This window comes from Niallia sp. Sow4_A1, assembly GCF_052116745.1.
Lineage (GTDB): Bacteria > Bacillota > Bacilli > Bacillales > Cytobacillaceae > Niallia > Niallia hominis.
Genome location: NZ_JBQKKM010000027.1, coordinates 15,790 through 35,166, shown reverse-complemented (window position 1 = coordinate 35,166; position 19,377 = coordinate 15,790). Strand labels below are relative to the sequence as shown.

The following is a 19,377-nucleotide window of genomic DNA, read 5'->3' as shown; positions in this document are numbered from 1 at the left end:
AAGTGTTGCTAATAAGCGTGATGAATACGACAAACAATCTTTAGTCCTTGCTAATAACTTTGCGGTCTTTTTAGCAATGGACAAAACTAAAAAAGATAGAGAGGGTAAACATATGAACCAACAGCCATTCTTCCCTACCTTCATTGAAAGTTACTTTATTGCATTAGGCGTTATATTAGGTGGAGCACTTTTAGGCGGTCTCGCCGCATTTCTAACAGGAAAACCACTCATCACAGAAATCATCCGTGTATCTGGAATCATAAAAATCTGGGCAATCGTCACCGCAATTGGTGGTACATTTGATGCGATTGATACAATTGAAAAAGGAATTTATGATGCCGGAACAAAGGATTTATTTAAGCAAATCTTATTAATTGTCTCTGCTTTTGGTGGCGCGCATACTGGAATAACGATTATAAAATGGATAACGCAGGAGTATATTTAAAATGAGAATTCCACCATATTATAAAAATCAGGCAGTGCAGCGTTTTTTTGCCGGGATGGTAATCGGCGGGATAATCAGTTGGTGCATTTTTGTCTTTATTTTTGGCGTATGGCAGGAAAGATATAGTTCAGAAATTAAAACACAAAAAGCTACCATTGAAGATTTAGAAAGAGAGAAGAAAATTTGGCAAGAGGAGTTTGCTGCACAAAACAAAACAACCGAGGAAAAGCTGACAGTTGAAAGCATTGTTGTAAAAATAAACAATACAGATAAAGAAAAATATGACATTAAGCCATTCAATGCCCTTGAGATGGAAGATGCGATGAAAGAAGATTTATCGACCATTATTGCCAAAGACCTTGATATGGTATATAAAAGTCGGGCATTACTGAAAAAATCAATCGAAAACAAAGTAGTAGAATCTGATAAGAAGCGCTATAAATTTAAAGTAACAGAGTTGATTATCTATACAACAGTTCATGTTGAATTAAGTGTTACCTTTGCCGATTAAAAAGCAGCACGAGAAGGAGCAACCTTTCCTTACCAAAGAATTGTTCCGTTCATGAAGTAAATGAAGATAGTTCACTAAAAAACGACACTTACTTAGCTTTTGAAATAAGGTGCTGCTCCATAAAAATGAGACAGCACCTCTTTACTAGTAAAATTTATTTACAAACTTCCTCTAAATCTCTTATTACTGTACCTACTTCATCCCAATGATATATTGTTGCACCTGAAGCTAAAGGATGCCCTCCACCATTATACTTTTTTGCAATACCATTAATAACTGGTCCTTTCGAACGCAGCCTTACTCGTATTTGATCAGACTCCTCTATGAAAAAGGCCCATGCTTTTAAACCTTTTACACTTCCAAGACTGCTAACAAGTAAAGAAGCCTGTGCTGGAGTAGCATGAAATTGATCTAGTATCTCCTTGTTAATCATCATGCTTGCAACACCATTTTCATGAACATTAAAATTCTGGAGCACAAATCCACTCAGCTTTACAATAGAAGGGTCAAGTTCGTACATTTGGTCATATATATCTGTACGCGAAAACGAATACTTGATTAATTCTCCAGCATAATGAAATGTTTTTTCTGATGTGCTAGGATATAGAAATCTCCCTGTATCTCCAACAATTCCAGCATAAAGAAGCCTAGCAGCTTCATCACTCATCTTTAATCCTTGATCTTTTCCAAACAAATAAAGCTCATAAATCAACTCGCTAGTTGAACTAGCTGTAGTCTCTACCCAAGCAATATCCCCATATGCATCATCATTTGGATGATGATCTATCTTAATCAGCATTTTACCTGTTTGATATCGCTGGTCACAAACTCTTTCTTGATTAGCTGTATCACATACAATGACTAAAGCATCTTTAAATGTACTATCATCAATCTCATCTAATCTTCTAAGAAAGTTTAATGAGATTTCTTCTTTCCCTACGGTGTACACGTTTTTTTCCGGAAAAGAGGCTTTAATGATTTCAGCTAATCCCCCTTGAGATCCATATGCATCAGGATCTGGACGTACATGTCTATGAATAATGATTGTATCAAACACTTTAATTGCATCTAGTATTTGCTGTTTCATTTATTTCTCCCTTCCTTAATGACGGTCAATTAATTGACACATCATCATCGCTTTTCCTACAAGGATCCCATGGTTAAATACTTCCACATCTACCTTCCCAAATTTTCGTCCAACTTCTAGAATTTTTGGGGAAATTTCAATAACACTATCCATTTGAACAGGCTTGATAAAATAGATTGTCATATTTTCTACAACTAAATCCCCTTTTTTAAAACCTCTTAGTATTCTATTCGCTGCTTCTGATACAATTGTTGTAAAAACCCCGTATGAGATAGTGCCTAAATGATTTGTCATTTGCGGTGTCACTTCACAGGAAAAGGTAGTTTCCCCCTTATTTTTCCCTTTTGCCAACAATACATGCTTTGTTACAATATCATCAATTGTTTCCCCGATTTGAGGCTGCCTTTGGTTCATTTGCAATGCCTTTAATACATCTTGTCGACTTATGATTCCTTCTAGCTTATTTGCTTCATCTACAACAGGTAGTACTTCGATACCTTCCCATACCATCATATGAGAACAAGAAGCAACACTTGTTTTCCCACTAACAGTCATTGGATGCTTTGTCATGACTTTATCAATAGTCATATCCATCGATTTTCCGATAATATCCTTAGAAGTAATCATTCCTTGCACTTTAAAGCTTTGATCAACTACTGGAAAGCGTCCATGCAAAGTGTCTTTATTATATTGATGCCACAATGCAACATTATCTGTTGTCTTTAAATAGATTGTATCTTTAAGTGGCGTTAAAATGTCTTCCACTAAAACAATCTCTTTTTTTATTAGCTGATCATAGATTGCTCGATTTATCATTGCTGCAACAGTAAATGTATCATAGCTTGTTGAAATAATGGGCAGCTGCAATTCATCTGCTAATCTTTTCACATGATCCTCTGTATCAAATCCGCCCGTTATTAAAACCGCTGCTCCTGCTTTTAAAACATGCTCCTGTGCACGGACTCGATTCCCAATAATCAAAAGATTACCAGCACCCGTGTAACGCATCATTGCATCTAATTTCATCGCTCCGATAACAAAACGGTTCAATGTTTTATGTAAACCAGCTCTTCCGCCAAGAACTTGTCCATCGACAATATTTACTACTTCAGCGTATGTTAATTTCTCAATATTCTCTTTCTTTTTCCGTTCAATTCTAATCGTACCGACTCTTTCAATTGTACTTACATATCCTTTATTTTCTGCCTCTTTAATTGCTCGATAAGCAGTACCTTCGCTTACATTCAATGCTTTTGCGATTTGACGGACAGAGATTTTCTCTCCTACTTGTAATTCATCAATATAGTTTAATATTTGCTCATGTTTTGTAGCCAAATTACCACCCTCTTTTTAAGAACAGCGCATTGCATCCAATCTAACCTTTAAAAAGTCCTGTTCTTTTGATAAGGAAAGGAAACTTCTTGAAGTTTAGGCTAGACGAGAACGACTTGCACTAGACATTTTAATACCTTTTTTTCTATTTATCTGAAATTATTATCATTCAACTATTGAAAAGCTTACATATCTTTATTATAGAGTGAACTACTAGGGTATTCAATGACTTCTCGACTAATCGGTATAAAACATTCCAACATATATGGAAGTTAAAGGGGGGATGGTGTGGATTGAAAGATTTTACTTTAATCAACAATTATTATAAAAAGCAAAAGCTAGTAGAAGGTTCACCATACTAGCTTTTTTCACTTTATTGATAATAATATATTTTTTTCTTTTTCTGTACTTTTTTAGATGATTTTTTCACTATTCTTGATTTTTTGGGAGTATATAGTAATGCAGTTAAATTTCCTGCTATCACCATCAAGGCAAAGGCTAGCCAAGTAATCGAGAATATTCCTTCTGCTCCTTCGGAAAATGGGGAAAGTCTTGGCATGCCATAGTATAAAAAGACTCCACACAATAAGATACATAATAAATATCTATTTTTATTCATAGTCGTAAAACCTCCTTGTTTCCATACTATGCGGACAAGGGTTAAAAAAGTATTTAAAAATCAGCAAATTATTATACTAACAATAATTAGCATAACGATCTGAAAAAATTTAGGGAAGCTCAATATTTACATGCTTGATTTTAGTTGTTACTCTTATAAGATAAGGAATGCATTCACCTAGTCCTACGGATAAAACGTAAGAATAACGAATCCTATATTTTTTAAGAAACACGGAGGTTGGTTTAATTGGAACAAAAATTAGAGTCTTTAGCGAATTGGATGAAGCAAGAAGAAATTGATTTCACTTTTCTCACATCAACAGATAATATTTTTTATTTTAGCGGATTTTATAGTGACCCACATGAAAGATTATTGGCTTTGATTGTGTTCCCAGAAAAAGATCCCATATTGGTTTGTCCTTCTATGGAAAAAAATGATGCGAAAAACGCTGGTTGGGATCATGACATCATCGGATATAGTGATACCGACAATCCTTGGGAAACCATTCAAACTATGGTTGAAGCTCGAACAAGCAGTAGAAATAAAGTAGCTCTTGAGATGGATCATATGAATGTTGCTAGATATCACGCACTGCAGACTTCTTTCCCTACTATCCAATCATATGTTTCTGCCGAAGAAAAAATTAATACCTTACGTATGATTAAAACTGCTGATGAACTAGCAAAAATAAAAGAAGCTTGTAAATGGGCGGATTATGCTATAGAAGTTGGCTGTAATGAAATTGCGGAAGGTAAATCAGAGATGGAGATTCTCGCAAGTATTGAATATGAATTAAAGAAAAAGGGGATCGGCAAAATGTCCTTTTCTACTATGGTACTTACCGGTATAAATGGTGCTTCTCCTCACGGTAATCCTGGAGAAACTCAAATAAAAAAAGGGGATTTAGTTTTATTTGACTTAGGGGTAGTTGTGGATGGTTACTGTTCAGACATTACTAGAACTGTTGCATATGGAGATATTAGCGAAAAACAAAAGGACATCTATGACACAGTTTTAAAAGCACAGCTTGCCGCAATTGAAGTATCTAAGGCTGGAGTTTCATGTGCAACCATTGACCAAGTTGCACGTAACACAATTAGAAATGCAGGGTACGGAGAATTTTTCCCACATCGTTTAGGTCACGGATTAGGTATTAGTGTTCATGAATTCCCTTCCTTAACGGAAACAAATCCCTTGTTACTACAAGAAGGCATGGTTTATACAATTGAACCTGGAATTTACGTTCCTAATGTTGCAGGAGTTCGAATTGAGGATGATGTCTACGTTACAAAAGAAGTTGTGGAAATATTAACGAAATTTCCTAAAGAGCTTCAAGTAATCTCATAAGCTATAACAAACCTTCATGTTCCATAAGGAATAGCTAATTATTTCCTTATGGAACACCCTTCTTTACCTTTCATTCTATTTCATCGTTACTCTTCTATCATACGAATTTTCTATAATCTGTCTCCATTTAGATGCGGTACTTGCACTTATTTAAAAAATACATCATAAAATACCTAGACTTTAAGGGGAAGAAGGGTAAATAGAATGGTGAAATATATGGATTATACAGATCCAAAAACATCATTTACTTATGATGTAAATAAGAGCAATTTTTTTAAAAGAGATAATTACAACTATATTAATGTCTTAGGAGAGCAACAATTAAATTCATTGGAAAATGTATCATTACTAGATATTTATTTAAGTAAAGATATAGTAGTGGAACCACATGTACATCAAAATGCTGCTGAACTCGTTTATTGTATTTCTGGTTCTGCAACGGTGTCGCTATTAAATCCATTTTCGAAGGAAATCCAAAACTATACAATTACAGCAGGTCAAGTCGCGAATGTTCCTCAAGGATGGTGGCATTATGAGATAGCGAATACAAATAATACTCATCTTTTAGCTATATTTGACGCACCTACACCTGAAGCTATCTTTGGCTCTGATTTACTTCGTCTAACACCACCCGAAATAATGGCTCATACTTATTCCATGGACGTAAATAAATGGAAATCTACTATCTCGCCTATTAATCAAACAACCATTCTCGGTCCATCGATTAACAGAAGTAGTCAAAGGGACAATTACCCAGCTCACACTTATCCTCCCCAGCCAACTTATCAACATCCTTACCAATTCCCAAGATATTATTAATAATAGAATCCATACCCTTGATTAAATCTGTGCAATTTCTACTGCTCCATTAAATCTGATTAATCGAAGGAAATTACACCTAGCAATAAAATAGACTGAACACCATTTGTTCAGTCTATTTGTTCTTTCACTCACTATGAAAGTTCACTTTCGACTCTGTTTCTTTTCAGGATCCAAGAAAGCATCAATAGCACCATCATTATAGGATTCCATTACTTGTGCGGTTACTTCTTCTCTTCCTTTTTCATCAAATTGAAAATCATGGTTGGTACTTCCGTTTAGTTTATCCATTTTCTATTCCTTCTTTCCTTAATTTCTTATCTATTATCTGATTGAAAAGTTAAACTTATGCATGAAATGGGTATATAATAGAAGTAGATTAAATAAAGGAGTGAACGCTTATGAACGTAAACTATCAAAACATTATTGTGGCAGTAGATGGTTCAGAAGAAGCAGACAAAGCAATGAAGAAAGCGATTTCAATCGCGAAAGAAAATAACTCTAGGCTTGTCATTGCTCACGTTATTGATACAAGATCGTTCGCAACAGTGGCTGCATATGATCAGTCCATTGCAGCGAAATCAGATGAATTCGCAAATGAGTTATTAGATAAATATGTAACCGAAGCAACAGCTGAAGGAATACAACATGTAGTAAAAGCAATTGAATTCGGATCACCAAGAGCAGTAGTTCCACGAGAGGTTGCAAAAAAATACGAAGCAGATTTAATTGTTTGTGGAGCAACTGGATTAAATGCAGTTGAGAGATTTATCATTGGAAGTGTTTCGGAAGGAATAACAAGAAACGCACCTTGTGATGTGCTAATTGTGCGAAATAGTTAAGTGAAAAATTAAGTATAATAGCAAATGCACAGGGCTATACGGCCCCTTTCTAGCATACAGCAATCAAGAGAAAAGATAAGGATACTTATTATAGGGAATGGATTGTGGCAAGAGGCACCATCGCTCAGCTCACAGGTATTTACACTAAACGTCAAATATCCTTTAAAATGCATATCCTTTCGAACGGTAAAAAGGAATATTCTATTCGATTGCAAAGTTGCATTCAAATAGAATATTCTTTTCACTTTGCAAACAAATTATTACTTCACTTCTTCTTTTTCTAAAATGCAAAGCTTTGCCTTTTCGATTGCTTTCTCGATTTGTTTAAATCCAGTTCCTCCCGCACTATTTCGTCTTTCTACTGCTGTTCTTGGATTTAGGACATGGTAAATATCATCTTCAAATAAGCTGCTTGCCTCTTTTAACTCATTTATACTTAAATCCTGTAAATAGCAATTTTTATTCACACAATACAAAACCAATTTTCCCACTACTTCATGTGCTTCTCTAAATGGCATCCCTTTATCTGATAAATAATCAGCTAGTTCCGTTGCATTCGAAAAGTCATTTTTTGTTGCCTTTTCCATTCCTTGTTCATTAACCTTCATTGTTTGAATCATCCCTGCAAAAATACGCAACGAGCCGACAACTGTTTTTACTGTATCAAACATTCCCTCTTTGTCTTCCTGCATGTCTTTATTATAGGAAAGAGGTAGTCCTTTCAGTACAGTTAATAATCCCATTAAGTTACCATAAACCCGTCCCGTTTTTCCTCTGATTAATTCGGCCATATCCGGATTTTTCTTTTGCGGCATGATACTACTTCCCGTCGAAAAACTATCGTCCAATTCAATAAATTTAAATTCTTGAGAAGACCAAAGGATAATTTCTTCACTAAAACGGGAAAGATGCATCATTAAAATAGAGCTAGTTGACAGAAATTCTAGGATAAAATCACGATCACTTACTGCATCCATGCTATTTTCATAAATGGAATCAAATCCAAGTAAATCAGCACTATATACACGATCAATAGGAAAAGTTGTTCCTGCTAGAGCACCTGCACCTAGTGGAGACAGATTGATTCTTGCCAAATTTTCCTGATATCTTTGTTTATCTCTTTCAAACATCCAAAAATACGCCATTAAATGATGTGCAAAAGAAATAGGCTGTGCACGTTGAAGATGTGTATAGCCAGGCATTACTGTTTCGATGTGATTTTCTGCCTTTTCTAAAAGAGCAACCTGCAATTCATTTAATAATTGAATGATTAATTTCACTTGTCTTCGTAAATAAAGATGCATATCTGTAGCTACCTGGTCATTTCTACTTCTTCCAGTATGTAGCTTTCCACCAACAGGACCAATTAAATCCGTTAACTGACTTTCTAAATTAAGATGAATATCTTCTAGTTTTACAGAAAACGTTAATTCATCATTTTCTGCTTGTTTTTTTAGTGTTAGCAAACCATCTTTAATTTTTTCCGCATCTTCAACAGGCAATATTCCTGTTTTAGAGAGCATAGCCACATGGGCTATGCTCCCTTCGATATCTTCTAATACTAGTTCTTGATCAAAGGAAATGGAGGCACCAAATTCATCCACCCATTCCTCCGCAGATTTTGTAAATCTGCCTCCCCATAATTTCTTCACACAGTCACCTTCTTGCCATTTTCCACAATGCTTTGAACCTTTGTTGGAAGTCCCCAAAGTTTAATGAAACCTACTGCTGCTGCATGATCAAACTCATCGTCTGAAGTATACGTAGCAAGTTTTTCATCATATAAAGAATTAGGTGATTTTCTTCCTTCTACTATCGCATGTCCTTTAAATAATTTCACACGAACAGTTCCCGTAACATTTTTCTGTGTTTCTTGCAAGAACGCTTGTAAAGCTTTTGTTATTGGAGAGAACCAAAGTCCTTCATAAATAACTTCTGTAATTTTCTTTTCAATTACTGGTTTAAAATGCGCTACTTCTTTGACAAGTGTGATATCCTCTAATTCTTTATGTGCTTTAATAAGTGTCAAAGCACCTGGACATTCATACACTTCTCTAGATTTAATTCCTACTAATCTATTTTCTACATGATCTATTCTACCAACACCATGTTTTCCAGCAATTTTGTTAAGCTGAAGGATTAGCTCAGAAAGGGAATAAGAGATGCCATCAATGCTAACTGGAACACCTTCTTTAAATTCAATTTCAATAACATCTGCTTGATTAGGTGCATTTTCAAGACTAACCGTTAAATCATATGCCTCTTCTGGAGGAGCAGCCCAAGGATCTTCTAGAATACCACATTCATTGCTTCTTCCCCATAGATTTTGGTCAATAGAAAATGGACTATCTAAGTTAACAGGTATCGGAATATTTTTATCTTTTGCATAGGCAATTTCTTCTTCACGAGACCATCCCCATTCACGAACAGGGGCTAGTACTTTTAAATTTGGGTTTAATGCTTGAATCGATACTTCAAAACGCACTTGGTCATTTCCTTTTCCCGTACATCCATGTGCGACTGCGACAGCATTTTCCTTTTCGGCCACTTCTACTAATTTTTTCGATATTAAAGGTCTTGATAATGCAGAAACTAGTGGATATTTCCCTTCATAAAGGGTATGTGCCTGCATAGCAGTAAGTGCAAAATCCTGTGCGAATTCTTCTTTTGCATCAATTACATAAGATTGAACAGCCCCAACTGACAATGCTTTTTGTTGAATAAAGTTTAAATCTTTTCCTTCCCCAACATCTAAGCAGCAAGCTACTACATCATAACCTTGATCTTGTAACCACTTTATTGCGACAGATGTATCTAATCCACCTGAATATGCTAAAACAACTTTTGGATTTGCCATTACCTAATTCCTCCTATATGCGAATAAATATTCATTTATTTATATTTTTATTCAAAAACTATATGTATCACTTTAACAACTTTTTCTAATAATTTCAATAGAATTTTTATAAAAATATAAATTATTTCATTTTTATACATACCCATTTCTTTGTCATCCTAATTTATCTCATTGTACAGCTAAATCATTTTAAATCCTTCTATCTCGAAGTCTATAATTTATGCATGAATTTATACATTTTCTCATTAGAAGTATAGATACTTTTATTTACAATGAAAGATATATCTTTATTCAAACAAAAAAAGGTCAGCAACCTCTTATATAAGAGGTTGCTGACCTTACTCATCCATTACTTATGCAATTCACTTACTACATGGCTTAATTCTGGAAGAACTAGCTTCTTCATCGCAAGGCGTACTGCCCCAGTTGATCCGGGAGTTGAAAAAACGACCTTATTATGGATGGTACCAGCAATTGCTCTTGATAAAATGGCACTAGAGCCGATATCTTCTGTGTAGCTTAGCATGCGAAAAAGTTCTCCAAATCCATACAATTCTTTTGTCAGAAGTGGCTTTATCGCTTCAACTGTCACATCTCTTGGAGAAATGCCCGTACCTCCGTTGAGAAGGATACAATCAATTTTCTCTGATTGTACTCCTTTAACTATTTCCTGTTGAATTCGTTGTTTATCATCATTAATAATAATGTAGTCTTCTATTGAGTGATTATCTTGTTCTAATAATTCAATCATCAGTTTGCCACTCTTATCGGTTTCGGTTGTTCTTGTATCACTAACCGTTATCACTTTACAGCCCACTTGCCAGTAATGATCGTTGATATGTGTTTGTTTATTCATACCTTCCTCCCTTTAATTCTATCTGTTTATCTCTACTGTATAATGCTGCTCATCCACTTTATCCAATAATAAATCTGATTTTTCCCTAGTAAATAAATGAAGTCGGTGCATTGGTCTTGTCATTGCTACATATAATAGCTTTAAATCTATTTCTTCTTGTGTAAAACTCTCGCTTAGGGTGAAAAGAAATACTGCATCAAATTCTAATCCCTTTGAAAGATAGCTTGATACAATGATCAAATAATTTTTTTCTAACTCTTCATTTTCTCGTAAGAATTGAACATTTGGAATTTTTCTGTTTTGCATTTCTTTGAATATAGTCTTACACTCTGCTTCTGTTTTGCCAATGATAGCAATAGAGTGAAAATCTTCATCCTGTAAACCCTTTGCTAATTGAACTATTTTATCTACTAAAGCTTCTTTATGCTCATACAAATGAACAGTTGGTTTTTCTCCATGACGTACAACAGGTTTCACCTTTGGTAAATCTTCATCTAGTAAATGCAGAATTTCATTTGCCAAAAACATAATTTCGATTGTAGTACGATAGCTTTTTTGCAAGGTCATATAATTAGCTCGTGGAAATACAGCTTGCTGCAGTGTATTCCAGTTTTGTAACCCTCGATACGAATGAATGCCTTGTGCTAAATCTCCAACGAGGGTAAACATATCAGTCTCCAATCCTGCTTTTAGGGCATATAATTGAAATTCGCTATAATCCTGTACTTCATCTATCACGATATTCTTAGCGCGATATTCTTTATCAATACCAAAGATTTTATATTGCAAATAAAATAATGCCCCAAGATCCTCGATCTCTACTTTCTTTTGCTTCAATATCCGCTGCTGAAAGGCAATCATATAATCCAATTGCCTTTCTGTTAAGGCATCCTCTGTATATTTTCGAAGGAGCTCCTTATCAGAAAATAATCGGCTATAGTATCCATATAAATCATTTGTCTGCATCGTTTTCATATAGTTTCTAACGGCAGTCGAAGCTTCTTTTTTGACATTGGCTAATCGTTCTTGCTTTGTATCCAAAAAATAGACTACCCTCTCTTTTCGCTTATCATCCTCTTTAATCCGTAAAGCACGATCCAATGCATCTTCATATTTATCTTCTAGCTTACTTAAAATCACTTTCTTTTTCCGCTTTAAATCTGCTTGCAATATCCCCTTTATTTTCTCTTTCCGTTTGATTAAGGGAAGGTAATCATATTCCTTCTTAAATAATCGTTCTAATTTTTTTGCCCCATATAAAGGGAATTTTTCCACACGGAACTCTTGCTTTGGGCTCATTTCATTGCAAATATCAATCAGATAATTATCCATTACTTTTTTATAAGCTAAAGAACCTTTATAACGAGAAAGCCACTTGATCATTTCTTCTTGTTTATTCTCATGATTAATAAAAGATAGAAGTTTTTTATTGGACTGGATTACTTTCATTTTTTTCCCAATGCATAATAGGACATAGTCCAGAAAAGTCGTTTGGCGTATCTTCTCTACGCCTAAGTCTGGCAATGCCTCTGCTCTATATATCCTATAAACATATTATTTGGCGCAATAATCATTAGCTGCTCTGGTTGAAAGTATCGAGCATAGTTATATATAAAGTAAGATATTCGGTGTAAGGCAATAGTCGTTTTCCCACTACCTGCAGCTCCCTGCACTATAATCGGCCGGTTTAAATCCGCCCGAATGATTTCATTTTGTTCTGCCTGGATAGTGGATATAATTTCAGTTAGACGCTGATCAGCTTTTCCGGCAAGTGATTGCTGTAATAACTCATCCGTTGTTGTTAGGTCAATATCCTGAAAATGAAGCAATTTTCCTTTTTCGATTTTAAACTGTCTTTTTAAGGATAAATCCCCTTCGATTGTTTCTTCATTAACTTCGTAAGCAACTTCTCCAAGACGTCCATCATAATAAACATTCGCAATCGGGGAACGCCAGTCTACTATAATTGGTTTTTGCGTATCTTTTTCGTACAAAGAGGTCTTCCCTAAATAATAAACATCTTTTTGTGATTTGCCCTTCATTTGATAATCAATCCGTGCAAAATATGGTGCATCTAAAATCCGTTTCAAAATATTTAACTCTGTTGTTGCTAGCTGTAAAAACTTACTGTTTGTTAAATAATTGATATAACTTAAACTACTATCAAGAGCTTCTTCATTACTAATAGCATCTCTTACGGTTTCCTGTAATGCACCTTGATTAATTTGAGCCTCTTTTAAGACGATATTCATGTAGTTTTTTGTGTATTCAAGTCTACTTTTTTCCTGTTCCAGTTCATCTAATGAGTAATCTTCCATGTTTATTCCTTTCTCCATTTATCCATTCTCTTTCCGTTTACTTAATAAATAGCATTTTTGATAATAATGATGTGCTAATTCTGTAATATTTCTCGTAAATCGATAGTTTGCCGCAGTCCCAATTACAGCTCCGGTAAGGGACCCTTTATAAAACTGAAGAAAACAAAGCTTTATTAGCTCTGTCATTAACGTATGCAACATCTTTTCTTGGACAATTTCATCGTTTCCATTATAAAAGAAAACATGTTGTTCCTTCTCCTGCTCAATCATTAATTCATCCCAAGCTTGCACTCGGTAAGGATATGGCAAGCATCCTGCACAGAATACTTTCAATGTAGTCATAATTTCATTCGGACTATCTGCTGGTCTCCCATATATTGAAGCTAGAACCTGTACAGAGCGAAGATTGATAATAACCATGGAAAGAAAATCTCCCAATAGAAATCCTGTATGCTTCGATGCTAATGCTCCTTGAGCGGAAGCAAGTATTCTATAATTTGCCATTTGTTTATTTGCAATTGCATGTAATTGGTCAATATTTAATTTTTTCATGTCTTTTAATGTGAAGATGGATTCATTATGCACTCTTGCCTGATGCATTAATTTTTGTGCGGTATTTCGTTGAAAGGTGGAATTAAATAAGATGGCATGAAGATGAAATAGGATGTTATCAAGTGATTGTAATATTATTTGTTTATGCATATCTGGAATATAGGATAAACTGGCATTAATATAATCGGAATAAATATAAAAGAGTTTATTTGGTCGCTGGTTGATTAATTCATTTTCCCATTGCTCTATTTTATCCAAATAAAAGTTTTCTGCTTTCGATAGCATGTAATCCCCCCAGTTTCATAACGAATCATTCCTTATTTTACTAAAAGAATCTAAGGAAAGACAATATTTTTGTTATTTCAAATTGGATTCCTTTTTTTCATACAGGAAAAAGACAATCTACCTCGTATATTGTTCTACGAGTAGATTGCCTTTTAATTAATAATGATACAAACAAGATTTTTTATTTAGTTAACTTAGATACCAGCTAATCTGCAAACGTCTCTTGCAATCATTACTTCTTCATTTGTTGGGATAACCATTACTTTTACTGGAGAGTGAGGGTAGTTAATGAATGACTCTTCCCCAGAAATTTTGTTTAATGTTGGATCCCAGTAAACGCCCATAAATTCAAGACCTTGAAGGACTCTAGCACGAACGATTTCGCTGTTTTCACCGATACCAGCTGTGAAGATGATTGCATCTACACCATTCATGCCAGAAGCATAAGATCCGATGTATTTATGGATGGTATCTGCAAAGATTTGTAAAGCTAGTTCAGCACGGTCATTTCCAGCTTGTGCTTGTTCTGTAATATCACGTAAATCACTTGAGAAACCAGAAATCCCTAAAAGGCCACTCTTTTTATTTAATACTTGGATTACTTCCTCAGCAGATTGATCCGTTTTTTCCATAATAAATGGAATTAACGCCGGGTCAATATTACCTGAACGTGTTCCCATTGTTACACCTGCAAGTGGAGTGAATCCCATAGAAGTATCAACAGATTTCCCACCTTCAATAGCCGCAATACTAGCCCCATTTCCTAAGTGACAAGAAATTAAACGTAGTTGTTCAATTGGACGACCTAATAATTCTGCCGCACGTTGTGACACATATTTATGGCTTGTTCCATGGAAACCATATTTACGAATTCCGTATTGCTCATAATATTCATATGGAAGGCTGTATAAATAAGATTTTTCCGGCATTGTTTGATGGAACGCTGTATCAAATACTGCTATAGCTGGCACATTTGGTAATACATGTTGGAATGCACGAATACAAGTTAAGTTTGCTGGTTGGTGTAATGGTCCTAATTCGCATAAAGCATCAAGTTTAACCATTACTTCCTCTGTGATTAAAACAGAATCAGCATACTCTTCCCCACCATGTAATACCCGATGTCCAATTCCATCGATTTCATCAAACGATGCAACAATTCCAAGGTCTGTTAATTTTGATAATAGAATTGTTACCGCTACTTCATGATTTGGGATATCAGATATTTCTTTGATTTTTTCGCCATTAAAATTAATATTGAATACTCCATCATTTAATCCAATGCGCTCTATTAAACCTTTTGTAATTACTTCTTCACTTGGCATTTCGAATAATTGAAACTTTAATGAAGAACTACCAGCATTAATCGCAATAATTTTTGCCATAAAATGTTTTACTCCCCTTTTGTATAACAACTTTTTATTTACTTTGTCTGACATTGAACAGATCGAATCATACAACAGACAAGATTTACTTCTTTCAGTTTTTCATTAAAACATTCTACTAGAAACATTTCAAGCACATTATGCCTAGTTATTCATTTTTTTTTGGATTTTCGTCGATATTTCAAAAAAAAGACAAATTTTTGTCGATTTCCTACTATATAATAGAGAGAATCTGTTTTATAACAATAATTGATTTACCCAGAAAATTTTCCGGTTAATCTTTTTTATTTGTTTGAATCCAAGTGTCCAATTCATTTAAAACTTTTTCCATTCCACGCATATTGGAGAAGCTAGGCACTTTTGCAAGTAAAACTTGTTTCGGTGCAACTATATTATTCCCCTTTTTCTGCAGAATCAATATACTTTTTGCCGACTGTTTATTTTTGAAAAGCGTTTCCGGCAATTGCATAATCCCCTGTATGTGTACTTCTTCTTTTATATAATCATGCAGATTTGCGGCTTGTTCGGATTCAAATAAATTGTTTGGTATAACGAAGAATGCATAGCCACCTGGTTTTAGATAATTCATGCTTTGCTCTATAAATAAATGATGTGCATATGTATGCCCATTATTTGATTTGACTTTAAATTCATTAGAACGAACATCATTCGGATAATAACCAACTGGTAAATCACTTACAACAACATCTACTGGATCAATAAATAAATGCTCTAAACTATCTTGGTTAAAAAATTCAATTGGCTGTTCCTGTAGATTTGCATTTACAAGTGCTAGTTGTAATAATAAGTCATCAACATCTACACCGTATGCAGCTATATTCTTCCCTTGCTGGTGATTCATAACAGTAGTTAATAAATTACCGGTTCCAACCGCTAAATCTAACAAACGCAGTTCCACTTTCGTACAAAACTTTTGCACTAAATAGCCAAAAAGAATGCCGATAGAATCAGGTGTCATTTGATGATTTGGTTGTGTATTTTCTTTCATCCCTTTTAAAATGACAAGTTGAAAAGCTTTGCGAATTTCTTCTTTTGTGTATTTGGCCAATTTGATTTCTTCATAGGCGTTTCTTAATCTTTTCTTACTTAATTCACTTAATTCTTCTTGTAATATAGCTTCTTGAAAGATATTTTCTCCTGTTAAAGCTAATGATTCTAAATACGTATATTCCAATTCTTCTTGAATAATTAATGCTGTTTCATTAAATACTGTAAATAATTCTTCTACTGGAGAAATGTTCATCTATTATCACCTAATTTATTGTAGATTTCTAAACATAAATTTTCCGTTACATAACTATCTCTGAATTTTGCATAATAGGATACAGCCAAATAAAAAGAGCCTGTCCTTTATATAGAAGGCCAAACTCTAGCTTATCATACGGTTAAAAATTTAACCAGATAATCGATTGTATTACCTATAAGTTATTATCGTTATTTCGCTGCTTTCACTGCTGCTATCGCTGCCTCGTAGTTCGGATGGTTGCTGCCCTCACTAACATATTCAACGTAAGTTACAGTATCAGTTGAATCAACAACAAAAATAGCACGAGCTAACAATCGCAATTCTTTCATCGCCACACCATATGATTCTCCAAAAGATAAATCCCTGTGATCTGATACAGTAATAACATTGTCCAAGCCACTTGCAGCACACCATCTTCTTTGAGCGAAAGGTAAATCAGCACTTACTGTTATTATCTCCACATTCTCAAGTCTAGCTGCTTGTTCATTAAATTTTCTTGTTTGAGTATCACAAACACCTGTATCAATAGAAGGGATAACACTAAAAAGGCGGACCTTTCCCTTTGAGCTTGCTAATGTTACCTCTGACATATCATTTGCTAACACGGTAAAATCTGGAGCTTTGTCTCCGACTTTCACTTCATTTCCAATCAATGTTACCGGGTTATGCTTAAACGTTATATTTGCCATTGCCTCTCCTCCATTTTCGATTTCATTCTATGTATTTACTACCATAATATCGATAGTTTTTTTTATTTGCAAAAAAAACGTACTTTCTTAAGAAATATAATTGGCTTTTTTTATAAAAAAAAGGAAACGAGTCCACTATTTTGTGTGAACTCGTTTAAACTACATCTAATTGATTTTTTTAAAACTCAATATCTTCTTTCGGCTGGTTTGTATGAGCGTTGTTGTTGCTTGATTCAGAAGATGAATCTTTTTTAGCGAACATTTGTTGAATCTTATCAACAGCTTGTGGAGCAATGTCCAATATTTTTTCGTATAGATGGGTACTTTCATCTAAATGCACCATTTTTACGCCCTCACCATTTACAATAAGAAAAGCAATTGGAGTAATACTTACTCCCCCACCACTTCCCCCTCCAAAAGGATGTTTAGTCAACGAATCATTTAATGAATGATTTTCAAGTGTGAATTCACTACCACCAGCAGCAAATCCAAATCCCACTTTAGATACGGTTAAGATGACACTGCCATCAGGTGTTTCAACAGGATCGCCAATAATCGTATTGACATCAATCATTTCTTTTAAGTTTTCCATTGCAGTTGTCATTAAGCCTTGAATTGGATGATCTGACATTTTCCCATTCCTCCGTTGCTATTGTTTACTTGGAATAGATGGTTCACTTGTTTTAAACTTTGGAAAACCATCTTTCCAATATTTAACCAGTTTAATTCCTGCCATCATAGCATGCCCTATCCGAAATTGAATCATACAAGAAAATAATGTTTCAGAGGCCATTCCTTGAAATTGTGGATATATGTTGATTTTGGGCATGTCTTTAAGCTTCATATAATTACTAATAATGCCAATAATACTTCCTTTAACAGCCCAAATAGCACCAGAAATCATTCCAGTATGTGCTGCATCTCCTAGACCAACAATCGAGCTCCATTCGATATGCTTAATTGTTAGTTTTGCTAAAAATGACCTTACTATGCGATGAAACTGTACAACATGGTTTAATAATTCTTTTGAATTAGATAAAAAAATTAATAAATCAGAGGCGGAAAATTGCTTTGTTTCCTCTACAGTTTCCTGTTTACCCTGTAATTCCGTCTCCTCTTTCATCACCAGTGTTGGAGAGTCCTCATCTATTTTTATCAAAGGAATGGTTTTTTTGTATTTTATGAGTCCAAACAATGCTCGAAGCTCTATCTTTAAATCATCATTATCTTTCTTATGATAATAGCGTATATGTATCGTTAATTTTAAAAAACACAGAAAAATAAGCACTAAAAAAAGAGCACCAATAATAAGACCAATTATGGAAAGAACTTTCACTTTGGTAACACTTCCCTTCAGCCTATTATTATTGGATAAAATATGAAAAAATAAACCTATTTCTTCCTGATTCTTTTCTATGCTATGGAATTAGTATTCAAAAATAAAAACTAGGATGTGACAAAACGAAATAACCAATTTACTTTTTTAAAAATCATCTTTCCAAAACACAAAAAACGAACACTAATGCATACCAACTGCATAAATGTCCGTTTTTATTATTAGTTAAAACTTATGTCCCAACCTCGGTTCCTATTATCGATCATGAATGACTGCTGTATCAGCAAATAAATCATGAAGACCTTGTTTCTTCGGCAAGAAGGCAACTAGCGCATATAAAATAATAAAGCTGCCAGAGATAAATCGACCAATCCATTCACGGAAAAGGATAGTGTCCCATGTTAATCTTTCTTTGTTCATCGGTATAACCTTCAAGCCAAAAATCATCTTTCCTAACGTTTGTTTTAAAAACAGTGTCATTAAAACAAAATATAAATAAAACGTAATGGCCGTACAAATGTTAACGGTAGAAAAAATACTCGATTCATGTAACGGTACATCTATTATTCTTAAAATCGGATAAATAAGAATACGATTAACGCTCGATACAATCACTATATCTGCTAAATAAGCCCAAAAGCGCATCCAAAAGCCGGCATATACATACGAAACTTTGCCTTTAGAATCTAACTTACTATCACCAACATTCAGATTTTGTTCCTTTGATTCAACGGTTTCATTTAATGATACCGTTAATTCGGATAGTTCCTCGTCCTTCAGGGAAGATTCTGATTCTATATTTTCACGGTTATTACTCATTTGTCCCCCTC

At 34.4% G+C, this 19,377-nt stretch carries 21 protein-coding genes; 5 read left to right on the top strand and 16 right to left on the bottom strand.

Annotated elements, in window-relative coordinates; genetic code table 11:
- The first annotated feature begins 112 nt into the window (after positions 1–112).
- Both ACTQ5K_RS15360 and ytrI read left to right on the top strand, forming a co-directional pair.
- The gene (locus ACTQ5K_RS15360; protein WP_284561240.1) at positions 113–445 is read left to right on the top strand and encodes a YtrH family sporulation protein; all 333 of its coding nucleotides are present in this window, start codon (positions 113–115) and stop codon (positions 443–445) included.
- 1 nt (position 446) lies between these two features.
- Entirely contained in the window at positions 447–956 is a 510-nt protein-coding gene (gene ytrI, locus ACTQ5K_RS15355) for a sporulation membrane protein YtrI (protein ID WP_284561239.1), read from the top strand.
- A gap of 154 nt (positions 957–1,110) precedes the next feature.
- On the opposite strand, the gene ACTQ5K_RS15350 is transcribed toward ytrI, so the two are convergent.
- The 3 genes from ACTQ5K_RS15350 to ACTQ5K_RS15340 all read right to left on the bottom strand — a co-directional run bounded on the left by ACTQ5K_RS15350 (position 1,111) and on the right by ACTQ5K_RS15340 (position 3,994).
- On the bottom strand, positions 1,111–2,043 hold the full coding sequence (locus ACTQ5K_RS15350; RefSeq protein ID WP_284561238.1) for a DHH family phosphoesterase: 933 nt from the start codon (positions 2,041–2,043) through the stop codon (positions 1,111–1,113).
- A gap of 15 nt (positions 2,044–2,058) precedes the next feature.
- On the bottom strand, positions 2,059–3,378 hold the full coding sequence (locus ACTQ5K_RS15345) for a CBS domain-containing protein (RefSeq protein ID WP_031534921.1): 1,320 nt from the start codon (positions 3,376–3,378) through the stop codon (positions 2,059–2,061).
- A 370-nt stretch (positions 3,379–3,748) separates the two neighbouring features.
- Positions 3,749–3,994, bottom strand: a complete 246-nt coding sequence (locus ACTQ5K_RS15340; RefSeq protein WP_284561497.1) for a hypothetical protein — start codon at positions 3,992–3,994, stop codon at positions 3,749–3,751.
- A gap of 246 nt (positions 3,995–4,240) precedes the next feature.
- On the opposite strand from ACTQ5K_RS15340, the gene ACTQ5K_RS15335 reads away from it, so the two are divergent.
- The gene (locus tag ACTQ5K_RS15335; protein ID WP_284561498.1) at positions 4,241–5,341 is read left to right on the top strand and encodes a M24 family metallopeptidase; all 1,101 of its coding nucleotides are present in this window, start codon (positions 4,241–4,243) and stop codon (positions 5,339–5,341) included.
- Between the two features lie 204 nt (positions 5,342–5,545).
- Positions 5,546–6,160 carry a cupin domain-containing protein gene (locus ACTQ5K_RS15330; RefSeq protein WP_284561499.1) on the top strand — a complete coding sequence of 205 codons (615 nt, stop codon included), beginning with the start codon at positions 5,546–5,548 and terminating at the stop codon, positions 6,158–6,160.
- A 144-nt stretch (positions 6,161–6,304) separates the two neighbouring features.
- Here the strand turns inward: ACTQ5K_RS15330 and ACTQ5K_RS15325 are convergent, their stop codons facing one another.
- On the bottom strand, positions 6,305–6,451 hold the full coding sequence (locus ACTQ5K_RS15325; protein WP_284561500.1) for a hypothetical protein: 147 nt from the start codon (positions 6,449–6,451) through the stop codon (positions 6,305–6,307).
- A 110-nt stretch (positions 6,452–6,561) separates the two neighbouring features.
- On the opposite strand from ACTQ5K_RS15325, the gene ACTQ5K_RS15320 reads away from it, so the two are divergent.
- Positions 6,562–7,002 (top strand): universal stress protein, encoded by a 441-nt coding sequence (locus tag ACTQ5K_RS15320; RefSeq protein WP_031534929.1) that lies wholly within the window; start codon positions 6,562–6,564, stop codon positions 7,000–7,002.
- A 260-nt stretch (positions 7,003–7,262) separates the two neighbouring features.
- Here the strand turns inward: ACTQ5K_RS15320 and argH are convergent, their stop codons facing one another.
- The 12 genes from argH to ACTQ5K_RS15260 form a co-directional block, all read right to left on the bottom strand.
- Complete coding sequence (gene argH, locus ACTQ5K_RS15315; RefSeq protein ID WP_284561501.1) at positions 7,263–8,654, bottom strand: argininosuccinate lyase; 1,392 nt, start codon at positions 8,652–8,654, stop codon at positions 7,263–7,265.
- A complete protein-coding gene (locus tag ACTQ5K_RS15310) occupies positions 8,651–9,859 on the bottom strand; it encodes an argininosuccinate synthase (protein ID WP_031534933.1) in 1,209 nt (402 codons plus the stop codon). Before ACTQ5K_RS15310 ends, argH begins: the two co-directional genes overlap by 4 nt.
- 349 nt (positions 9,860–10,208) lie before the next feature.
- Positions 10,209–10,715 (bottom strand): MogA/MoaB family molybdenum cofactor biosynthesis protein, encoded by a 507-nt coding sequence (locus ACTQ5K_RS15305; RefSeq protein WP_441131619.1) that lies wholly within the window; start codon positions 10,713–10,715, stop codon positions 10,209–10,211.
- Between the two features lie 18 nt (positions 10,716–10,733).
- Positions 10,734–12,239, bottom strand: coding sequence for a HelD family protein (locus tag ACTQ5K_RS15300; protein ID WP_441994042.1), 1,506 nt, complete (start codon positions 12,237–12,239; stop codon positions 10,734–10,736).
- The gene (locus ACTQ5K_RS15295) at positions 12,227–13,051 is read right to left on the bottom strand and encodes a UvrD-helicase domain-containing protein (RefSeq protein WP_441994041.1); all 825 of its coding nucleotides are present in this window, start codon (positions 13,049–13,051) and stop codon (positions 12,227–12,229) included. Before ACTQ5K_RS15295 ends, ACTQ5K_RS15300 begins: the two co-directional genes overlap by 13 nt.
- The gene (locus ACTQ5K_RS15290) at positions 13,052–13,870 is read right to left on the bottom strand and encodes an EcsC family protein (protein WP_441131617.1); all 819 of its coding nucleotides are present in this window, start codon (positions 13,868–13,870) and stop codon (positions 13,052–13,054) included.
- Between the two features lie 194 nt (positions 13,871–14,064).
- Positions 14,065–15,255 carry an acetate kinase gene (locus tag ACTQ5K_RS15285; RefSeq protein WP_031534942.1) on the bottom strand — a complete coding sequence of 397 codons (1,191 nt, stop codon included), beginning with the start codon at positions 15,253–15,255 and terminating at the stop codon, positions 14,065–14,067.
- A 274-nt stretch (positions 15,256–15,529) separates the two neighbouring features.
- The gene (locus tag ACTQ5K_RS15280; RefSeq protein ID WP_031534944.1) at positions 15,530–16,519 is read right to left on the bottom strand and encodes a class I SAM-dependent methyltransferase; all 990 of its coding nucleotides are present in this window, start codon (positions 16,517–16,519) and stop codon (positions 15,530–15,532) included.
- 191 nt (positions 16,520–16,710) lie between these two features.
- Positions 16,711–17,211 (bottom strand): thiol peroxidase, encoded by a 501-nt coding sequence (gene tpx / locus ACTQ5K_RS15275; RefSeq protein ID WP_031534946.1) that lies wholly within the window; start codon positions 17,209–17,211, stop codon positions 16,711–16,713.
- A gap of 178 nt (positions 17,212–17,389) precedes the next feature.
- Positions 17,390–17,842: a GerW family sporulation protein gene (ytfJ, locus tag ACTQ5K_RS15270; protein ID WP_031534948.1), complete on the bottom strand. Its 453-nt coding sequence runs from the start codon at positions 17,840–17,842 to the stop codon at positions 17,390–17,392.
- A gap of 18 nt (positions 17,843–17,860) precedes the next feature.
- Positions 17,861–18,547 (bottom strand): DUF2953 domain-containing protein, encoded by a 687-nt coding sequence (locus ACTQ5K_RS15265; protein WP_031534950.1) that lies wholly within the window; start codon positions 18,545–18,547, stop codon positions 17,861–17,863.
- A 255-nt stretch (positions 18,548–18,802) separates the two neighbouring features.
- Positions 18,803–19,366, bottom strand: coding sequence for an RDD family protein (locus ACTQ5K_RS15260; protein WP_031534952.1), 564 nt, complete (start codon positions 19,364–19,366; stop codon positions 18,803–18,805).
- Positions 19,367–19,377: the final 11 nt, after the last annotated feature.